The organism is Cryobacterium melibiosiphilum, from assembly GCF_003602235.1.
In the GTDB taxonomy this organism is placed as follows: Bacteria; Actinomycetota; Actinomycetes; order Actinomycetales; family Microbacteriaceae; genus Cryobacterium; species Cryobacterium melibiosiphilum.
Genome location: NZ_QZVS01000043.1, coordinates 1 through 18,834 on the forward strand (window position 1 = coordinate 1; position 18,834 = coordinate 18,834).

The following is an 18,834-nucleotide window of genomic DNA, read 5'->3' on the forward strand; positions in this document are numbered from 1 at the left end:
CGCCTGGGCGGCCGTCTCCGCGCCGGCCTCCCCACCGGGCCCGCCACGGCGGGCGGCGCGCGGCCAGAACGCCCAGGTCACGAGCGCCGATGCGCCGAGCGCGATCGCCCCGAGCACGAGGGGGTTCGACATCCACACCACGACGTAGGCGAGACCGGGCACCGATCCGAGCACCGCCCGAACGGTCGTGACCGTATACGGCACCGGGTCATCCGTGGCGTTCGCATCACCGCGCATCGTGATCACACGCTCGTCACCGCCCCGGCCCGGCGAGACGGATGTCACCCGGTGCGTGATCGGCAGCGCCGCGGCCCGGTCGACGGTCACCACGTCCCCCACCAATACCTCGGATGCCGGCTTCTCTTGCACGAGCGCCACCGAACCGGCCGGAATCGTGGGGCTCATCGACCCGGTCTTGAACATGATCAGCGTCATATTGAAGGCGAACGCGATCACCACGAGCACCAGGCAGACCAGCCCGCCGAGCGCGGCAAGGTTCAGCAGGGCGTTGCCCACGAACCCCGCCACTGTCGACTGTCGCACACCCACAGCGGGCCTACGTCGTTCCGGTGATGATCCAGTGCCCGGTGAGCGTCGTGCCCTGCGCCGCGTTCGGCGCCCCGACCGGCAGCGTCACCGCGAAGCAATAATTCACGACGGATGCCCCCGCCCCGCTGAGCGCAACGCTGCCGGCCGCCCCGGTGGTCAGCGCCGACCCCGTGGCAACAGCGACCGTGCCGCCGCCGAATGTCGCGGCGCTGCACGTGGTGCCCGCAATGCGGGTGACCCCGTAGGTGAGGTAGGCGCCGAGACCGGCGTTGTTGGCGGCATCCGCGGTCAGCTGGATATTGCCGGGCACGCTCGTCGCCGCCGTCTTCACGGAGTAGAGCGCGTACACGGTGCTGCCGGGGGCGAGCGCGGTCGGCGCGACCAGAAAGGTCAGCGTCGCGCCGGGCGCGGTCGGGTGATCAGAGAAGGTGACGCCGTCGGCGGCGCCGACGATCGAGAAGGTGCCCGCGGTGAAGCTGCTCGAGGCGTGTTCCTGGTCGGTCCACGCGGCGAGCGTCACGGCGGCGCCGACCCCGAACACCAGCCCGCCCGCCAGAACGGCGCGCAGGCGGGTGAGGCCGCGTCGCCGATCCGCGGACGAACGGTGAGGCGGAGGAGGGCGTCGCATCAGCGTGCCAATACCCGCAGGCCTAGTTGCTGATCGCTTCGAACTCCCACAGCCCGACGGCGTCGGTGTCCTGCGCGAGGGTGGTGCTCGAGGACACCTGAATGCACAGGAACACGTCGGCTCCGGCGGCGATGCCGTCAACGCTCTGCGTGAGCGGCACGCTCGGCAGCGGCGCGGCCTCGACGGCGTCGAGCGCGGTGCCGGGGGAGACAAGCACCGTTCCGGTGGCCGTCGGGGTGCAGGCGGCGACGGATGCCACGGCCACGACCCCATAGGTCAGCTCGGCTTCAGCGGTTCCCGAGCCGACGGCGCTCGCGACCGTGAGGTCCGCGTCATCCGTCGTCGTCGCGTCGAGGTGCACGACGAACGGCGCGGCGACCGTCTCGCTTGGGGCGAGGTCGTCGAAGCCGGCGGTGAAGGTGACGGCGGCGGGAGCGCCGACCGGGTTCTCGTCGAAGGTCAGGCCGTCGACGCTGCCGACGAGGTTGAACTGGCCGGAGCTGAAGGTTCCGGTGGCGAACTCGGAGTCGTTCCAGGCGGCGAGGGTGATCGCGGCGCCGACGCCGAGCACGAGGCCGCCGGCGAGGATGGCGCGGGCCCGACGGCTGCGCAGGCCCTTCTCGTGGACAGCGGCGCCCGCCTGGGGCGGTTCGACCGGAGAGAGGACATCGGAGGGGTGCTGGGAGGTCATGGTGGGAACTTTCTGAAGACTCGTGCTGTTCGTGCTCGGTGTGGTGGTGACAGGGTTGACCGGCAAACGGTGAAGCGGCGAGTTCAGGACGTGTCACCTCGAGTGGTCGAGGTGAGAATGCCTCAGTGCGCTGCACACACTCTAGCCCACCCCTAAACAGGGGTATACGCTAAGTTTGGTATCTGTGAGATCTTGGTAATATTCCCCCTGAACGGGGGCTAGAAACTCGGTTCACAATTTCCTTGTAATTCCATGAATGTTGCCGGTAAAGTTGCCGCCAGTGTGAACCACAAGTCGTGGGGCGGGGGCCTTGTAATCGCGGCTGTGGGTAGGCCCGAGGTGGATAGCTGTGCCCGAAACCGCAGTATCACAAGCGTTCAAATCACCGTCGTCGTTCAGTTTTCTGGGCAGCGACCCGAGTCGACCCGAATCCGCGCGTGCCCGATTAGGCCTGCGCCTCGGCGCGTTCACGGCCATCACCGCCCTGCTCGTCGGAGCCGGCGCGGTTGCGGCCGTCGCCGCTCCCGGTGACATCAGCAACGCCGAGGGCCAGTACCTCTCCGGCAGCCTGATCGACCAGGACCTCGCCCTCGTGGCCGCGCTCGCCGGCGAGACCGCCACGAGCGACGGCACCGCCGACCAGACCAACGCGAACAACCTCGACCTGTCCGCGCTCGGCGCGGTCACGATCACGAGCGCCGGGGGCGTGCAGATCCCCCTCGACCTCACCAATGCCGGCGTCGTCTCGCAGTACGCGAGCGCACTCGCCGACGCTTCCTCGGTCGGCGCCTCCGGCACCGTCTCCGACGCGGGCCTGATCGGTACCGGCGTCACCCCGGCCGCGGGCGTCGCGCCCGGGCCGCTCGGCCTCAGCCTCTCAGGCGTCGTCGACCAGCTCGGCCTTCCCGCCGCGAGCCTGGCCGAACTGGCCGACCTCAACCTCACCCTCGGCGCGATCAGCGGCCGCGCCTCCCAGGCGGCCCCGGCCGCCGCGGTCGGCAGCTACGAGATCGCGGATGCCGACATCAGCTTCACGAGTCCGGCCCTCGGCGCCCTCGTCGGCGACGTGAACACGACCGTCACCGCGCTGCAGGCCACCGTCGACGGACTCAGCGCCGCCCTCGACACCCAGCTCGGTGTCACTCTCGGCGGGCTCGGCGCGGTGACCACGAACATTGCCGTCACCCCGCCCGACCTCGCGGCTGCGGTTGCCGGCCTCACCACCGGACCGCTCGCCGACCCGGCCTTCCCCGGCGTCACGATCGACCTCACCACCGGCGCGGTCAACGTCGACCTCGACGAGATCACCGCCCTGAACGGCCTGCCGGCCAACACCGAGATCCTCACCCCGGCCGTGATCAACACGATCAGCGCCAATATTCTCGGTCTCATCACGAGCCTCACCGACGACGTCGAAGCGGCCCTGCTCGCGGCCGTGAACAGCGCGGCCGTGGTCGGGGACGCATCCATTTCGGTGCTCGGCGTCGATGTTCCGATCCTCACCATCAACACCACCGTCGGCGCCCTGCTCGCCGGTGACACCACCGGCGTCACCCTGCTCGGCCTTGGGCTGGGGCTCGGCGGCGGGGCGGCCGCGCTGGTCGCGGCCCTCGCGGCCCCGCTCAGCCTGGCGACGGATGCCGTCAACGCGCTCAGCGACACCGTGCTCGCTCCCACGGTCAACACCCTGCTGCCCGCCCTCGAACCGGTGCTCAGCGAGGTGCTCACCCTCACGGTGACCAACCAGTCGACCGTCGCCGGCGTCTTCACCGAAACCGCGCTGCGCGTCACGGTGCTGCCCACCGCCGATGCGCTCGAGCTGAACCTCGGCACCGCACGCGTCGGCGTCAACGCCCTCAACGTCGCCCCGGTCGCCACCGCGCTCGTGCCCTCCAGTGGCCCCGAGACCGGCGGCACCCCGGTGACCATCACCGGCAGCGGCTTCTTCGGCACGACCGACGTCACGATCGACGGCGTCAGCGTTCCCTTCGTCGTCGTTGACGATGCGAACATCACGTTCACGACCCCGGTGCACGTGCCGGGTGTGGTGCCCGTGGTCGTCACCGATCCGGCCGGCGCGACCGCGCCCCTCGACTTCACCTTCACGCCCGTCACCGTGGTGACTGCCGTGGTGCCCAGCACCGGCCCGGAGGCCGGCGGCACCTCGGTGACCATCACCGGCTCCTGCTTTACCGGGGCCACCAGCGTGCTCATCGGGGGCACTCCGGCCACGAACGTCGTGGTCGTCACTGACACCACGATCACGGCGGATGTTCCCGCCGGGGTCGGGGTTGCCGATGTCACGGTCGTGGGCGGTGGAACCTGCGGGACGGGCACTCTTCCCGACGGCTTCACGTATCTGCCCGCGGCCGTGATATCTGCTATTACTCCCGATAACGGACCGGAGGCCGGCGGCACCACCGTCACCATCACCGGCACCGGCTTCACCGGGGCGACGGATGTGACCTTCGACGGTGAATCCGCCGCCACCGTCACCGTCGACTCCGACACCCAGATCACGGTCGTGACCGCGGCGCACGCGCCCGGCCCGAGCGACGTGGTCGTGCTGTCCCCGAACGGCAATTCTGCCCCCGGGGTGTTCACCTTCAACCCGCTGCCCGCCCCGACCAGCCTCGTTCCCGACAACGGACCCGAGACCGGCGGCACCGCCGTCACGATCACCGGCACCGGCTTCACCGGCGCGACGAGCGTCACGATCGATGCGGTCGGCGTGCCGTTCGTGGTGGTCGACGACACCACGATCACCTTCACGACACCCGCCCACGCACCGGCGACCGTGCCGGTCGTCGTGACCGGGCCGGGTGGGANCCCGCCCACGCACCGGCGACCGTGCCGGTCGTCGTGACCGGGCCGGGTGGGACATCCGCTGCCCTGCCGTTTGAATTCACCGACGTTCCCGACGCCGTGATCACCGGCCTGGCGCCCACCACCGGGCCCGAAGCAGGCGGCACCACGGTGATCGTCACCGGCACCGGCTTCACGGATGCCACGGCCGTCACCTTTGACGGGCTGTTCGGTACCGGCTTCACGGTCGATTCCGACACCCAGATCACGGTTGTGACCCCGGCGCACGCGCCGGGACCGGCCGACGTGGTCGTGCTCGCCCCGAACGGCAACTCCAACCCCGGCGTGTTCACCTTCTTTGCGACGCCCGTGCTCACCGGCATCGACCCGTCGAGTGGGCCGCAGACCGGTGGCACCGCCGTCACCCTGACCGGAACGGGCTTCACCGGCGCCACCGACGTCACGATTGACGGGATTTCGGTTCCGTTCGTGGTGGTCTCCGATACCTCGATCACCCTGACCACGCTCGCGCATCTGCCGGCGACGGTGGACGTGCTCGTTGCCGGTCCCGGCGGTATTTCTGGCCCGCTGGGCTTCACCTTCACGCCCGTCACGCAGATCGACAGTGTCGACCCGCCGACCGGACCTGAGGCCGGTGGGACGACAGTGACCCTCACGGGTCAGTGCTTCACCGGAGCCACCGCGGTGCTCTTCGGCGGCGTTGCAGCGACAAGCTTCGTGGTGGTCTCGGACACCGTCATCACGGCGGTTGTCCCGGCCGGAACCGGCGTCGTTGACGTCACCGTGGTCGGTGCGGGAACCTGTGGCACCGGAATCGTCCCGGACGGCTACGAGTACCTGCCGCCGGCAGTCGCGCTCTCGCTGGCTCCCGACAGTGGCCCTGAAGCCGGAGGCACGACGGTCGTCGTGACCGGCACCGGCTTCACCGGCGCCACCGCGGTCACCTTTGACGGGCTGTTCGGAACCGGCTTCACGGTCGACTCCGACACCCAGATCACGGTCGTCACTCCGGCGCACGCCCCCGGCGTGACCGACACGGTCGTGCTCTCGCCCAACGGCAACAGCGCTCCGCTCGACTACACCTTCGTGGCGCTGCCGGTCATCTCCTCTCTGGACCCGAACAACGGTCCTCAGACCGGCGGCACCGCGGTGACCATCACCGGTGTCGGGTTCACCGGCACCACCCTGGTCACCATTGACGGGGTCTCGGTTCCGTTCGTCGAGGTGTCGGACACCGTCGTGACGTTTGTCACGCCGGCGCACTCACCGGCCACCGTGCCGGTCGTCGTAACCGCGCCGGGCGGGGTGTCTGACCCGCTGGGCTTCACCTTCACTCCCGTCACGCAGATCGACACCGTCGACCCGCCGACCGGGCCTGAAGCCGGCACCAACACGGTGACGATCACCGGGTCGTGCTTCACCGGAGCCACCGCGGTGCTTTTCGGTGGCGTTGCAGCGACAAGCTTCGTGGTGGTCTCGGACACCGTCATCACGGCGGTCGTCCCGGCCGGAACCGGCGTCGTTGACGTCACCGTGGTCGGTGCGGGAACCTGTGGCACCGGGATCATCCCGGACGGCTACGAGTACCTGCCGCCCGCGGTTGCGCTCTCGCTGGCTCCCGACAGTGGCCCTGAGGCCGGAGGCACGACGGTCGTCGTGACCGGCACCGGCTTCACCGGCGCCACCGCGGTCACCTTTGACGGGCTCGCTGGAACCGGCTTCACGGTCGATTCCGCGACGCAGATCACGGTGATCACTCCGGGGCACGCTCCCGGCCTGGTCGACGTGATCGTCGAGTCGCCGAACGGCGATTCGGGGCCGCTCGACTTCACCTACGTCCCCTCGGCGGTCACGACGAGCCTGGACCCGACGAGCGGACCGGAGACCGGCGGTACCCCCGTCACGATCTCCGGCACCGGATTCACGGGCACCACCGACGTCACGATTGACGGCGTCTCGGTTCCGTTCGTGTTCGTCGATGACACCACGATCACCTTCACGACACCGGCCCACGTGCCGGCGACCGTGCCGGTGGTTGTGACCGGGCCGGGTGGGGCATCCGTGCCCCTGCCGTTCGAGTTCACCGCGGTGACGACGGTCGACACCGTCGACCCGCCCATCGGCCCGGAGACGGGCGGCACCACGGTGACGATCACCGGGTCGTGCTTCACCGGCGCGACGGACGTGCTGTTCGGCGGAGTCTCGGCGACGAGCTTCACGGTTGTCTCTGACACGCAGATCACCGCGGTCGCTCCGGCCGGGGTGGGCATCGTCGATGTGACGGTCGTCGGCGGCGGCACCTGTGGCACGGGCGAACTGCCCGACGGGTTCGAGTTCGTGCCCGGCGCGCTCGCGCTGAGCCTGAGCCCGGACCGCGGCGGAGATGAGGGTGGCGACATGATCACCATCACCGGCTTCGGATTCACGACGGCCACCTCGGTGACCTTCGGCGGGGTTGAAGCGACCTCGTTCACCGTGGTCTCGGATACCGAGATCCAGGCGATGAACCCGGCGTTCGACTCGGCGGAGGTGCCCGTGATGGTCACCGGGCCGGGATCGGTGACCCCGCTCGGGGTGGCGACGGCGTCGTTCGGCGGTGGCGGGCTGATGCTCGGCAGCGCGTCGATGGCCCTGGTGCCCTCGATTCTGCCGATGGCCATTCCGGCCGCGCCGATGTTCACCTACGAAGACCCGATCATCTCGAGCATCAGTCCCTCCTCGGGGCCGACCTCGGGTGGCGGCCTGGTGTCGATCTTCGGAGTCGGCTTCGACAGCACGACGCTCGTCTCGGTCGACGGCGTCGCGGTGGACTACACGCAGGTCAGCGACACGCTGATCACCTACACGGCGCCGGAACACGCCGCCGGAACGGTGGTCGTGATGGTCGACGGACAGAGTGAGCCCGACCAGATCGGGTACACCTACGAGTCGCTGCTGGCCTCGACCGGATTCACCTGGATGCCGATCACCCTCTTCGGTGTGCTGGCTCTTCTCCTCGGCGGCGCACTCGTGCTGCTGCGCAAGCGCGGCCACCTCGGCCGCCCCTAGAACGTGCGGTCCCGGCAGACCCCCCGCCGCCGGGACCGCATGACCCCTTATCCGCGGGCCTAACGGAACGGCCCCGCACCTCTCCCGGTGCGGGGCCGTTCCGTGCGCCTGCCCGTGGTGGTCCCCGTACCATTCGACGGTGTTCAGCCCGGTTGGGGCCGGTTTCGGGCGGGAAACGTGGTTTTCGGCGCTGGACTCCGTCGAATGGTACGCGGGCGCGGATGCTCCGGCCAGCGCCGCGGGGGCGGGGCGCGGCATCCGTTGCCCGGCATCGTCCGGCGCGTTGGCCCGTACCATTCGACGGTGTTGAGCCGGGTTGAGAGCTGTTTCGGGCCGGAAACGTGGTTTTCGCGGCGAATCTCCGTCGAATGGTACGCGGGCGCCGATGGGGCGGCATCCGTGGTGAAGCGGATGCCGCGTTCGGGTCGGGGCCCGTACCATTCGACGGTGTTCGGGTCGGTTGGGGCCTGTTTCGGGCGGGAAACGTGGTTTTCGGCGCTGAACTCCGTCGAATGGTACGCGGGCGGGGTGGGAAGGGCTGTCGCGTGGGCGAGGCGTTAGGCCGAGAGGGTCACGGGGCCGAAGGGGTGGGCGGCACCGAGCGCGAAGACACCCTGGTCGGTGAAGAGCTCGAGTGTCTCGGCGTCGACGAGCACGCGCACGAGGTCGGATCCGATCGGCACGGTCGTCTCGGAACCGTCGTGCGTGATGACGAGCAGCCCGCCGCGGCGCTGCACCCGCACCGGCGTCGGCCCGGCGACGTGCAGTTCGCCGTCCTCGGCAGTGTTCCAGCCCAGGCCCAGGCCGGCCACCGCCGGGTGCGGTTCGGCGACGAGCACGTCGCCCTGCCGGGACAATACGTGCGGCACGCTGAGGGCGCTGGCCCGGCCGGCGTCGGCGTCGAGCACGCCGCGCATCCAGTAGATGACGCAGGCGCGACCGTCCGCATCGCGAAAGAACGACGGCGCATAGTAGCTCGGGCCGTAGGACAACCGCCCCCAGGACTCGGCGCGAAACCGACCGTCGGCGAACTCGCCGACCCCGTAGGCCACCGAGTGCAGCTCGTCGTTCTGCCACACCGAGGTCAGCAGCACGTCGCGGCCGTCAATCGAGAACACCTGCGGGCATTCCCAGAGCGAGCCCGTCCAGACCGGGTCGGTCTCGGCGGCGTTGCGGCTGGCGGCGAGCCCGTCGAACGACCAGGTCACCAGGTCGGTCGACGAGAACGCGCTTGCCGCGGCGTCGCCGCCGCGCAGGGCGGTGCCCACGAGCATCCGCCACCGGGCGTCGCCGTTCGCACCGACTTCACGCGTGAGAAAGGGATCGCGGAAAGCGACCACGTCGAGGCCGGATTCCTCCAGGGCCGGGGCATCTGCGGCGACCGGCCCCTTCTCCCACGTCATCCAGGTGTCATCGGTGGGGGTCGCAGTTCGGATCCGCCCGATGGCGAGGTCGGGCAGCGTGACCGAGGTGTAGAACAGGGTCGGCCGGCCCGCGTCATCGATCGCGATCGAGCCGGACCAGATGCCGTCGTCTCCGTCGCCCGGTTCGATCGCCACCGGATGCTCCGTCCAGGTCAGCAGGTCGGCCGACGTCGCGTGCCCCCAGCGGCACTGCGGTGCCCACTCCGTCTGGCCGGGTACGAACTGGAAGAACAGGTGGTAGCGACCGTTGTGCCAGGTCAGGGCGAGTGGGTCGTTGATCCACCCGGCCTGCGGGGTGAAGTGCACCCGGGGTCGGGGGCGAACGGCATCAGTCACGGGCGGCTCAGCCCGCGTCGCGGGGGCCGAACCACACCGTGGCTTCGCCCGGAAGGATGCCCGCGGCGAGCGGTCGGCTCGCGATCAGCATGTCGGCGCGGCCGGAAGAGACAGCGGTGTCGGCCGTGCCGGACGCGGCGATCGTCTCGCCCACGTCAGCCGGGACGGCGGTGCCGGTCGTGCCGACCGCGTCGATCGGGTACGGCTCGGTGCCGAAGTTGGTGACGACCTGCCACCCGTTGGGACGCCGGAAGCGCAGCACGTCGGCCCGCCCCGAGGGGATCCATTCCAGATGCTCGTCCGTCTGCAGGCTGCGCCGCAGCGCCAGGGCCCGCCGGTACAGCTCGAGGCTCGATTCGGGGTCGTCCGACTCGGCGGCCACGGTGTATTCGGCGAACCAGGTCGGCTGCGGCAGGTGCGCCCCGCCGCTGCCGAAGCCGAACGAGCTCGCGCCGGCCGCGTCCCAGGGCAGCGGCACGCGGCATCCGTCACGGCCGAGGTCTGCACCGGCGCTGCGAAAGAAGGTCGGGTCCTGGCGGGCCTCGGCGGGGATCTCGGCGACCTCGTGCAGGCCGAGTTCCTCGCCCTGGTACAGGTAGCTCGAACCGGGCAGGCCCAGCATGAACAGGGTCGCGGCCGCGGCGCGGCGTTCGCCCTGCGCGCGGTCGAGCACGGGCGAGACCCCTCCGCTGATCACCCAGTCGACGCCGTGCTTGCGCAGCGGATGCCCGTCTGCGGAACGCGGCGGAACCGGAAGCCCGTAGCGGGTGGCGTGCCGCACGACGTCGTGGTTGGAGAGCACCCAGGTGCTCGAGGAGCCGGAGGCCGCCGCGAGGGTGAGGTTGTCCCGCACGACGGCTTCGAACTGGGCGGCGTCGAAGTCGGCTTCGAGCAGGTCGAAGTTGAAGGCCTGGCCGAGGCTGTCGGGGCTCGCGTAGAGGGGCACGCGCGCCCGGTCGACCCAGGCCTCCGCCACGGCGGTGCGCGGCGGGTCGTAGCTGTTGAACACCTGGCGCCACTCGGCGTAGACCTCGTGCACGTCGTCTCGGTCCTGCAGCGGATGCTTCCCGTCACGCGGCAGCAGGTCCATCTCGGCCTGCGAGGGCAGGGGTTCGGTGAGGTCCTTGGTCAGCATGTGAGCCACGTCGATGCGGAACCCGTCAACCCCGCGGTCCGACCAGAACCGCAGGGTCGTGACGAAATCGGCGCGCACCTCGGGGTGGGCCCAGTTGAGATCCGGCTGCTCGATGGCGAAGCTGTGCAGGTACCACTGGCCGTCGTTGACTCGTTCCCAAGCCGAGCCACCGAACGCGGCGACCCAGTCGGTGGGCGGCAGGGCGCCATCCGCTCCGTTACCTTCGCGAAAAATGTAGCGTTCGCGAGCGGATGACCCGCGGCCGGCGGCGACCGCCTCCTGGAACCACGCGTGCTGGTCGGAGGTGTGGTTGGGCACGATGTCGACCACGACGCGGATGCCGAGCGCGTGCAGGGCGCCGAGCATCGCATCGAAGTCGGCGAGGGTGCCGAGCCGCGGGTCGACGTTGCGGTAGTCGGCGACGTCGTAGCCGCCATCCGCCAGCGCCGACGGGTAGAAGGGGCTGAGCCAGACCGCATCGATGCCGAGCCCCTGGAGATAGTCGGCCTTCGAGGTGATGCCGGGGATGTCGCCGAGGCCGTCGCCGTTGGCGTCGGCGAAGCTGCGCGGGTAGATCTGGTAGACCGCGGCCTGGCGCCACCAGGGTGCGAGTTCGAGGGGAGTGGCGGCGGGGGTGGTGCCGGGGGCGAGGACGTCGGTGGTGCTCACGGGATTGCTCCTTGTATTCGGGGTGGAAGCTGTATTCGGGGTGCAATCTGGGTTGTCGCAGGCGATCGGCGGGGTGGGGCGTCAGCCCTTCACCGCGCCCTGGGTGACGCCTTCCATCACCCAGCGCTGGGTGAAGAGATAGGCGATGATCGCGGGGGCCATCGCCATCAGGTACGAAGCGAAGGACACGTTGTAGTTATTGCTGAACTGGGTCTGGAAGATGCTCTGCACGACGGGAAGCGTCTGCAGCGCCGCGTTGGAGGTGATCAGCGACGGCATCATGAAGTCGTTCCAGGAGGCGAGGAAGGCGAAGATGCCCACCGTGGCGCTCATCGGCGCCAGCAGGGGAAAGATCAGCTGCCAGAAGGTCTGCCAGGTGCTGGCCCCGTCGAGGCGGGCGCTCTCTTCGAGCTCGTTCGGAATCGAGCGCAGGAACGCGGTGAACAGCAGGATGCTGAAGCTCAGCTGGAACATGATGTGCAAAAAGGTGACGCCCACCGGGTTGTCGAGGCCGAGCAGCCCGGTCAGCTGAATCTGCGGCAGCGCGACGACCGGGAAGGGGATGAACATCGCCGCGAGCAGGTAGTAGAAGGAGTAGCGGAACAGCTTGCGGTCCCAGTTGCGGGAAATCGCATAGGAGGCGAATGCTCCGAGCACGACGGTTCCGATCACGGTGCCCGCCGTGATGAGCACCGAGACGGTGAAGGCGGCCGGAAAGTTCGTGAGGTTCCAGGCCGTGACGAAGCCCTCGACGCTGAACGGCGCCGGCAGCGAGAAGGCGTTGCCGTCGACCGCTTGCGCCTGGGTCTTGAAGGCCATCGAGACGGTCACGTAGAGCGGCACGACCACGGTGATGGCGCAGAGCAGCAGCACGATCGTGGTGGACCAGCCGGGCCGGTTGCCGCCGCTGCGCCGAGATCGCGCGGGCGGCCGGCTGGAAATTCCGGCCTCGCGCCGGCTGGTGGCTTCGATGCCCTCGGCAATGAGGGTGGGCTGGATGGACATCAGACGGCGTTCCTTCCACGAGAAATCCGGAGCTGGATCAGCGAGATGATCACGACGATCACGAAGAACATCGTGGCGTTGGCCATCTGATAGGCGTAGTCGCCTCCGGTGAAGCCGGTGACGATCGTCATCGGGATGCTGCGGGTGGCGGTACCGGGACCGCCGTTGGTGAGGCCGATGATCACGTCATAGGCGTTCAGGAAGTTCTTGAAACCGAGCAGCACGTTGATCACCACGTAGCCGACGACCAGCGGCAGGGTGATGCGCACCAGCTGCTGCCGTTTGGTGGCGCCGTCGAGGCTTGCCGCCTCGTAGACATCCCCGGGGATTGCCAGCAGGCCGGCGATGTAGATGAGCAGGGTGCCGGGAACCGCCTGCCACGCGGTCACGATCACGATCGCGACCCAGGCCAGGTCGGGGTTGGCGAGGATGCTCTCGCTCAGCAGCCCGATTCCGGTCGCCTGCCCGAACACCGGGAGCGAGTTGGAGAACAGAAAGTTGAAGACGAAGGCGATGATGATGCCCGACACCACCATGGGAATCACGAACACCGTGCGCAGCGCGGTCTTGAACTTGATCTGGGCCGTCAGCCCCACCGCCAGCAGGAACGCGACCACGTTGACGAGAACCACGGTGACGGAGGCGAAGCCGAAGGTGAAGAGGTAGCTCGAGAGGATTGCCGGGTCGGAGAACATGGCGATGTAGTTGGTGAGCCCGATCAGCTCCCACTCGCCGAAGCCGATGGAGTTGGTGAAGCTGAAGAAGATGCCGATGATGGCCGGCACCGTGATGGCGAGGGTGAAGAGCTCGAGGCTCGGGATCAGGAAGGCGTAGTAGATGCCCTCCACCCTGCTCTTCGCCTGCCGGGGCGTGGTCGCCGATGGCGGTGCCGCCTGGGTCGGCGCGGTCGGCGCAGTCGTCGTTGTCATTGCCCGTTCCTTTCGTGAGACATGTCGGCCCGGTTACCGGCGAAACGCGAGGCGCGCCCAGTCGGCATCGAGGGTCTTGAGGGTGCTTTCCACACCGCTGCCGAGAGCGAGGCCCTGCAGGTAGTTGTCGACCGGAATGGTCTGCGGGATCGCCTTCGACGCGCCCTGGTAGAAGTCGGCGGCGGCGTAGTACTCGCTCATGCCGATGATGCGCGGGTCGGTCACCGGTGCGGCATCCGTCGTGGTGCCGTAGCCGAGCTGGGCCGCGTTGTAGGCATCCATCACGTCCTGCTGGAACAGGAAGCTGAGAAACTCGCGGGCCGCTTCCTGGTGCTTCGAGGCCTCGGGGATCCATGCGGCGAGGTCGATGTTGACCCGCACTTCGAGGTCTTCCGGGTCGTCGGTCATCGGCAGGGGAAAGGTGCCGAGTTTGAGGTCGGGCGAGGTCTTTGCGATCTCCCCGAGGGCCCAGGGGCCTTGCAGGTACATGGCCGCTTCACCCTTCGCGAAGGCCAGGTTGCCGTCGCCGTATCCCTTGCTCGCGGCATCCGCATTCGCGTAATTGTCGATGAGCACCTTCATGCGGTCGACCGGCTCGGCCAGGGTCTTCTGGAAGGAGACCGGGGAATCGGGGCCAACCTCGGTGCCGAGTTCGTTCATCTGTTCGTAGAAGGCGGCCACGTCGATCTCGCCGCCGACGGTGTAGTCGAACCAGCCCTGCGCGACGGTCCACGGGTCCTTGAAAGTGCCGTAGAACGGGGTGATTCCCGCCGCCGTGAGCCGGTCGCAGACGGCGATGAGCTCGTCGTAGGTCTGGGGAACGTCGAGTCCCTGCTGCTCGAAGATTTCCTGGTTATAGATGACGGATGCCGCCATCACCGAATACGGCAGCACGCTCGTGCGCCCGGGGTAGGTCGCGTACTGCTCGACGAGTTGCTGCACCTCGGGCAGCACCCGGTCGGCCTCGGGCATGTCGGAGAGGTCGCTCAGGGCGCCCCGTTCCATGAAGCGGGCCATCTCCATGTTGTAGTTGAGCAGGCCGAGGTCGGGCGGATTGCCGCGCAGAAAACCGGCCTGCAGGTTCGACGACGAATCGAGGATGACTTCGACGTCATCCTGGCCGGCGTTGTATTCCGAGATGAGCGCGCGGAAGTACGGGATGGCCTCGGGCTTGCTGAGGTGAAAACGCACGGTCTCGGGGGCGTCGCCCGCTGAACAACTGGTCAGCGTGACGCCCACCAGTACGAGACCCAGGGCTGCAGCCAGCACCCGGGGCGTGCGGCGAATGGATCGGTGCACGTGATGTCCTTTCACAAAACCGTCATTGGTTTTGGCCCTGTTTCGATAACTTCGCTCGATGAGATCGGTCGCGAATCGGTCGCGATTCCGTCGCGATTTGAATTGAACATTAGATTTAGCTTTCAAATCAATGGGCCTGCGACCATAATGCAACAAGGGGATACAAGAGTCAAGGGGCACTTACCGATGATCAGCGAAACTGTTTCGGCGTCGCGAGCGAGCCTGCGGTCGATGCTCGACTTCGCCTGGGCGACCGGGGTGTTCGTCAGCACCGAGGCGATGGAGGCGACGGGCCTGACCCGGTCGACCGCCATTTCCGCGCTCGACGAACTCATCGACCTTGGCCTGTTGCGCGAATTGCCCAATGCCCGCGCGGTCGGCGGCGAGTACAGCAAGGGGCGCCCCTCACGGCGGTTCGAACTCGACGCCGACGCCGCCGTCGTCGTGGGCGTGGACGCAGGCCGGTCACACCTGACCACGATGGTGGCCGACCTTCGCGGCGAACCGCTCGCGCGGTGCACGGTGGAACTCGACGCCGGCCATGAGGATGCCGGGCAGCGGCGGGCTGCCGTGCAGCGAGCCATCGACGCGGCACTGACGGCGGCCGGTCGTTCTCGGCACGCCGTGCTCGCCGTGTGCGTCGGGGTGCCCGCGCCGGTGAATTCGGTCGGCATCTCACCGACCCAGCGCGACGGCTTCTGGCGCCGTATGAACCCCGACCTGCGCGGACTGCTCGAAGAGTGGGCGCCGATCGTGCGCGTCGAGAACGACGCGGCGCTCGCCGCCGTGGCCGAGGGAGCCGTCGGGGCGGCCGTCGGCCTGCGTGACTTCGTGGTGCTACTGGCCGGCCACCGGCTGGGTGCGGGCGTCGTCGTCGACGGGCATCTGCTGCGGGGCGTGCACGGCGGGGTGGGGGAGATGCGGGCGTTCGACTTCGTCTCCGGGGTCGGATCCGCGGCGGGAATCGGGCTGCTGCTCACCGACTGGGTCGCCCAGGCGGCGGCCGACGGTCAGATCCCGGCCGGCCACGTCTTGACGAGTGTGCCGAGTGATCGGATGACGGGCCGCCTGGTGCTGGATTTGGCCCGGTCCGGTGACGCCTGGGCGACCAGCCTGGTCGAACGCGCCGGGGGCGTGCTGGCCCGCATCACGGCCGTGTTCGGCAGCCTCTACGATCCGGAGCGGGTGATCGTGGCGGGGGCCATCGCCGACGGGCTGGCCGAGGTGCTCGACGTCGCGCGGGCGCTGTTGCCCGGCGAGGTGGACGTGCCGGCTCCCGAACTGTCGCTGTCGTCACTCGGCGGCACGTCGGTGGTGACGGGGGCCGTGTCCGCCGCCCTCGACGCCGCCCGCGCCGACGTGCTGCGGGTCGGCCTGGGCGAGTCGGCCGCGAGCCGCGCCGCGGTCTAGCGGCTCTGCGGCTCTGCGGTCCTGCGGCGGGCATCCGTCACCCCGGCCGTGTGCCCGTACCATTCGACGGTGTTGAGCACGTTTTCGGGCCGTTTTGGCCTGCTGCGCCTGTTTCGGGGCTGGACTCCGTCGAATGGTACGCGGCGTCGGGGGTAGTGGGCCTGGTGGTAGCGGATGCCGCGCCCGCGCCGCCGGCTCGGCCGCGGCATCCGTCACCGGTCCCGTACCATTCGACGGTGTTCGGCCCGATTTGGACCTATTTGCGGCCGGGAGCGTTGTTTTCGCGGGCGAACTCCGTCGAACGGTACAGAGCGGCGGCGGAGGGGTGGGGTCGGGTGCTGGGCGCCGGATGCGCGGCCGCGCCACTGTCAGTGGCAGCAAGTACCATAGATCCGTGGTTACCGCCCTGTATCGCCGTTACCGGCCAGAGACCTTTGCCGACCTGATCGGGCAGTCACAGGTGACTGAACCCCTGATGACAGCCTTACGTACCAACCGCGTGAACCATGCGTACCTCTTCAGTGGACCCCGCGGGTGTGGCAAGACGACGAGCGCGCGCATCCTCGCCCGCTGCCTGAACTGCGCCGAGGGCCCGACCGACACGCCGTGCGGCGTCTGCCCGAGCTGCATCGAGCTCGCGCGCGACGGCGGCGGATCCCTCGACGTGGTCGAGATCGACGCCGCGAGCCACAACGGCGTCGACGACGCCCGCGACATCCGCGAGCGGGCCATTTTCGCGCCCGCCCGCGACCGGTACAAGATCTTCATCCTCGACGAGGCCCACATGGTCACCCCGCAGGGCTTCAACGCGCTGTTGAAGATCGTCGAAGAGCCGCCGGAGCACGTCAAGTTCATCTTCGCGACGACCGAGCCCGAGAAGGTCATCGGCACGATCCGGTCGCGCACCCACCACTATCCGTTTAGGCTCGTGCCGCCCGGCCCGATGCTCGAGTACGTGCAGCAGATGTGCGACACCGAGAAAATGCAGGTCGCACCGGGAGTTCTGCCGCTCGTCGTGCGCGCCGGTGGCGGGTCGCCGCGCGACACGCTGTCGCTGCTCGACCAGCTGATGGCCGGCAGCGACGGCGCGTCGATCGAGTACGACCGCGCCGTGGCGCTGCTCGGCTACACGAGCGCGGCGCTGCTCGACGAAGCCGTCGACGCGATCGGCGCGCGGGATGCGGCATCCGCTTTCGACGCCGTCGACCGGGTGATCCAGACCGGGCAAGACCCGCGCCGCTTCGTCGAGGACCTGCTCGAACGCATGCGGGACCTGATCATTGTCGCCGCGACCAGTGCCGCTGGGGCCGCCGCCGTGCTGCGCGGGGTCGCCCCCGACGAGCTCGACCGCATGGCCACCCAGGCCGCGCAGTTCGGCCCGGCCGAGTTGTCCCGCACCGCCGACATTCTGAACGCCGCCCTGACCGAGATGAGCGGCGCGACCTCGCCGCGCCTGCACCTCGAGCTGATGATTGCGCGCGCGCTGATTCCGGCGACGGATGATTCCACTCGCGGCGCCCTTGCCCGCGTCGAACGCCTGGAACGGCGTGTCGGTGTTGCCGGAGACGTGGAACTGGCCGCTGCCGCTCCGGCCGCTGCCGCTCCGGCCGCTTTCGTTCCGCCGGCGGCCCCGATCGCGGCGAACCCGCGCATCGAACCGGCCCCGGCGGCCCCGGCGGCCCAGCCCGCGGCATCCGTCACCGCGCCCCGCGTGCACCCGGTTGGGCCGGTCTCGGTGCAGCAGCTGCGCGATGCCTGGCCCGAGGTGCTCGAGGTCGTGCGCGCGGCGAAGGTCAGCGCCTGGCTCGTCGTCTACAACGCGCGGGTGCTCGAACTGCGCGGCGGCGAAGTGCTCGTCTTGTCGTTCCCGAACGAGGCCGACCTGGCGAGCTTCAAGCAGCGCCCCGCGCCCGGGCAGGGCATCAGCGATTTTCTGCGGGCGGCGCTGCTCGAGGTGCTCGGCCTCTCCGTCAAGTTCGTCGCGCGCGCCGACGGCGGCCCTGGCGGATCCGGCGGCTCAGGTGGCCCTTCCTCGCCCAGCGGTTCCGGGCCGAGCGGGGCTGGGGCGGCCGCGCCGGTTGCCGTGGCCGATACTCCGGTGACGGATGCTGCACCCGCGCCCGCGCCCGGGTCGGGTCCGGTGCCGTGGGGCTCGCCGACGGCGGCCGCCCCGGGGCTCGCGCTCGCGGCGCCTGTTGCGGCGGAACCGGTGCTCGCGGCGCCTGTTGAGGTCGATGTTGAGGTCGACGCAGGGGTCGACGCAGGCAAGGGGGCAGAGCTTGGCGCTGCGCCCACGGTCGCAGCCGAGCCGGTCGACGTCGACTCCACTCTGGTCGCGGATGCCGGCTCCGCAGCGCCCGTCGATACCGACGTTTTCGCCGACAGCTCGGTCGCTCCCAATGCGGTTGTCGTTGCCGACAGCGCGGTTGACGTCGGTGTTGACCTCGACGCCAACGCTTCACACACGAGCGTCACGACGCCGGAGGTCATTTCAGGGCCAGAGTCGATCACGGCAGGCTCAGAGGTCACGGCAACCCCGGCGGTCACGGCAGCCCCGGAGGTCACGGCAGCCCCAGAGGTCACGGCAGCCCCAGATGTCACGACAGCCCCGGAGGTCACGGCAGCCCCGGAGATCACGGCAGGCTCAGAAGTCACGACAGTTTCAGAGGCCCCGGCAGTCCCAGGGGCCACGGCAGCCCCAGAGGTCGCGCCCGCCGCCTCGCGGGCAGAGGTTGTTCCCGCCGCCACCTCGACCGGGTGGGCGACCGTCGCCATCCCCGGATCCGCCGGCGGCGCTGCCCTGGCCCCGGTTTCCGACACCCCGGCACCGGCCGAGCCCGCCCGGGCCGCCGCGCCTGCCGAGGAACGCGCTGTCGCCGCGCCCG

Annotated in this window: 12 protein-coding genes; 4 read left to right on the forward strand and 8 right to left on the reverse strand. The window is 69.4% G+C overall.

Annotated features, from left to right (window positions below; translation table 11 throughout):
• The 3 genes from D6T64_RS01460 to D6T64_RS01470 form a co-directional block, all read right to left on the reverse strand.
• Positions 1-543: signal peptidase I (locus tag D6T64_RS01460; RefSeq protein WP_233550764.1), on the reverse strand; the 543-nt coding region annotated here is incomplete at its 3' end.
• Positions 544-556: 13 nt separating this feature from the next.
• A complete protein-coding gene (locus D6T64_RS01465) occupies positions 557-1,177 on the reverse strand; it encodes a SipW-dependent-type signal peptide-containing protein (RefSeq protein ID WP_119970749.1) in 621 nt (206 codons plus the stop codon).
• Positions 1,178-1,199: 22 nt separating this feature from the next.
• Positions 1,200-1,868: a SipW-dependent-type signal peptide-containing protein gene (locus D6T64_RS01470; protein ID WP_119970751.1), complete on the reverse strand. Its 669-nt coding sequence runs from the start codon at positions 1,866-1,868 to the stop codon at positions 1,200-1,202.
• A 349-nt stretch (positions 1,869-2,217) separates the two neighbouring features.
• Here D6T64_RS01470 and D6T64_RS01475 point away from each other — a divergent pair, with 349 nt between their 5' ends.
• Together D6T64_RS01475 and D6T64_RS01480 are read left to right on the forward strand one after the other, a co-directional pair.
• Positions 2,218-4,734 carry a choice-of-anchor G family protein gene (locus tag D6T64_RS01475; RefSeq protein ID WP_119970753.1) on the forward strand — a complete coding sequence of 839 codons (2,517 nt, stop codon included), beginning with the start codon at positions 2,218-2,220 and terminating at the stop codon, positions 4,732-4,734.
• Complete coding sequence (locus D6T64_RS01480) at positions 4,719-7,742, forward strand: IPT/TIG domain-containing protein (RefSeq protein WP_119970755.1); 3,024 nt, start codon at positions 4,719-4,721, stop codon at positions 7,740-7,742. Before D6T64_RS01475 ends, D6T64_RS01480 begins: the two co-directional genes overlap by 16 nt.
• A gap of 557 nt (positions 7,743-8,299) precedes the next feature.
• Here the strand turns inward: D6T64_RS01480 and D6T64_RS01485 are convergent.
• From D6T64_RS01485 to D6T64_RS01505, 5 genes are all read right to left on the reverse strand, one after another.
• On the reverse strand, positions 8,300-9,502 hold the full coding sequence (locus tag D6T64_RS01485; protein ID WP_119970757.1) for a glycoside hydrolase family 32 protein: 1,203 nt from the start codon (positions 9,500-9,502) through the stop codon (positions 8,300-8,302).
• 7 nt (positions 9,503-9,509) lie between these two features.
• The gene (locus D6T64_RS01490; protein WP_119970759.1) at positions 9,510-11,306 is read right to left on the reverse strand and encodes a glycoside hydrolase family 13 protein; all 1,797 of its coding nucleotides are present in this window, start codon (positions 11,304-11,306) and stop codon (positions 9,510-9,512) included.
• Between the two features lie 81 nt (positions 11,307-11,387).
• A complete protein-coding gene (locus D6T64_RS01495) occupies positions 11,388-12,311 on the reverse strand; it encodes a carbohydrate ABC transporter permease (protein WP_119970761.1) in 924 nt (307 codons plus the stop codon).
• Positions 12,311-13,240, reverse strand: coding sequence for a carbohydrate ABC transporter permease (locus D6T64_RS01500; protein WP_119970764.1), 930 nt, complete (start codon positions 13,238-13,240; stop codon positions 12,311-12,313). The genes D6T64_RS01495 and D6T64_RS01500 overlap by 1 nt, the downstream gene beginning before the upstream one ends.
• A gap of 33 nt (positions 13,241-13,273) precedes the next feature.
• On the reverse strand, positions 13,274-14,539 hold the full coding sequence (locus D6T64_RS01505) for an ABC transporter substrate-binding protein (protein WP_119970766.1): 1,266 nt from the start codon (positions 14,537-14,539) through the stop codon (positions 13,274-13,276).
• Between the two features lie 186 nt (positions 14,540-14,725).
• On the opposite strand from D6T64_RS01505, the gene D6T64_RS01510 reads away from it, so the two are divergent.
• Both D6T64_RS01510 and D6T64_RS01515 read left to right on the forward strand, forming a co-directional pair.
• Positions 14,726-15,949 (forward strand): ROK family transcriptional regulator, encoded by a 1,224-nt coding sequence (locus D6T64_RS01510; RefSeq protein WP_199719024.1) that lies wholly within the window; start codon positions 14,726-14,728, stop codon positions 15,947-15,949.
• A 394-nt stretch (positions 15,950-16,343) separates the two neighbouring features.
• Positions 16,344-18,834: DNA polymerase III subunit gamma and tau (locus tag D6T64_RS01515; protein ID WP_119970773.1), on the forward strand; the 2,491-nt coding region annotated here is incomplete at its 3' end.

Bases quoted from the DNA above. Each gene is read 5' to 3' on its own strand.
- D6T64_RS01500 (WP_119970764.1), bottom strand. From the start codon at position 13,240: ATGACAACGACGACTGCGCCGACCGCGCCGACCCAGGCGGCACCGCCA.
- D6T64_RS01495 (WP_119970761.1), bottom strand. From the start codon at position 12,311: ATGTCCATCCAGCCCACCCTCATTGCCGAGGGCATCGAAGCCACCAGC.
- D6T64_RS01470 (WP_119970751.1), bottom strand. From the start codon at position 1,868: ATGACCTCCCAGCACCCCTCCGATGTCCTCTCTCCGGTCGAACCGCCC.
- D6T64_RS01465 (WP_119970749.1), bottom strand. From the start codon at position 1,177: ATGCGACGCCCTCCTCCGCCTCACCGTTCGTCCGCGGATCGGCGACGC.
- D6T64_RS01510 (WP_199719024.1), top strand. From the start codon at position 14,726: ATGATCAGCGAAACTGTTTCGGCGTCGCGAGCGAGCCTGCGGTCGATG.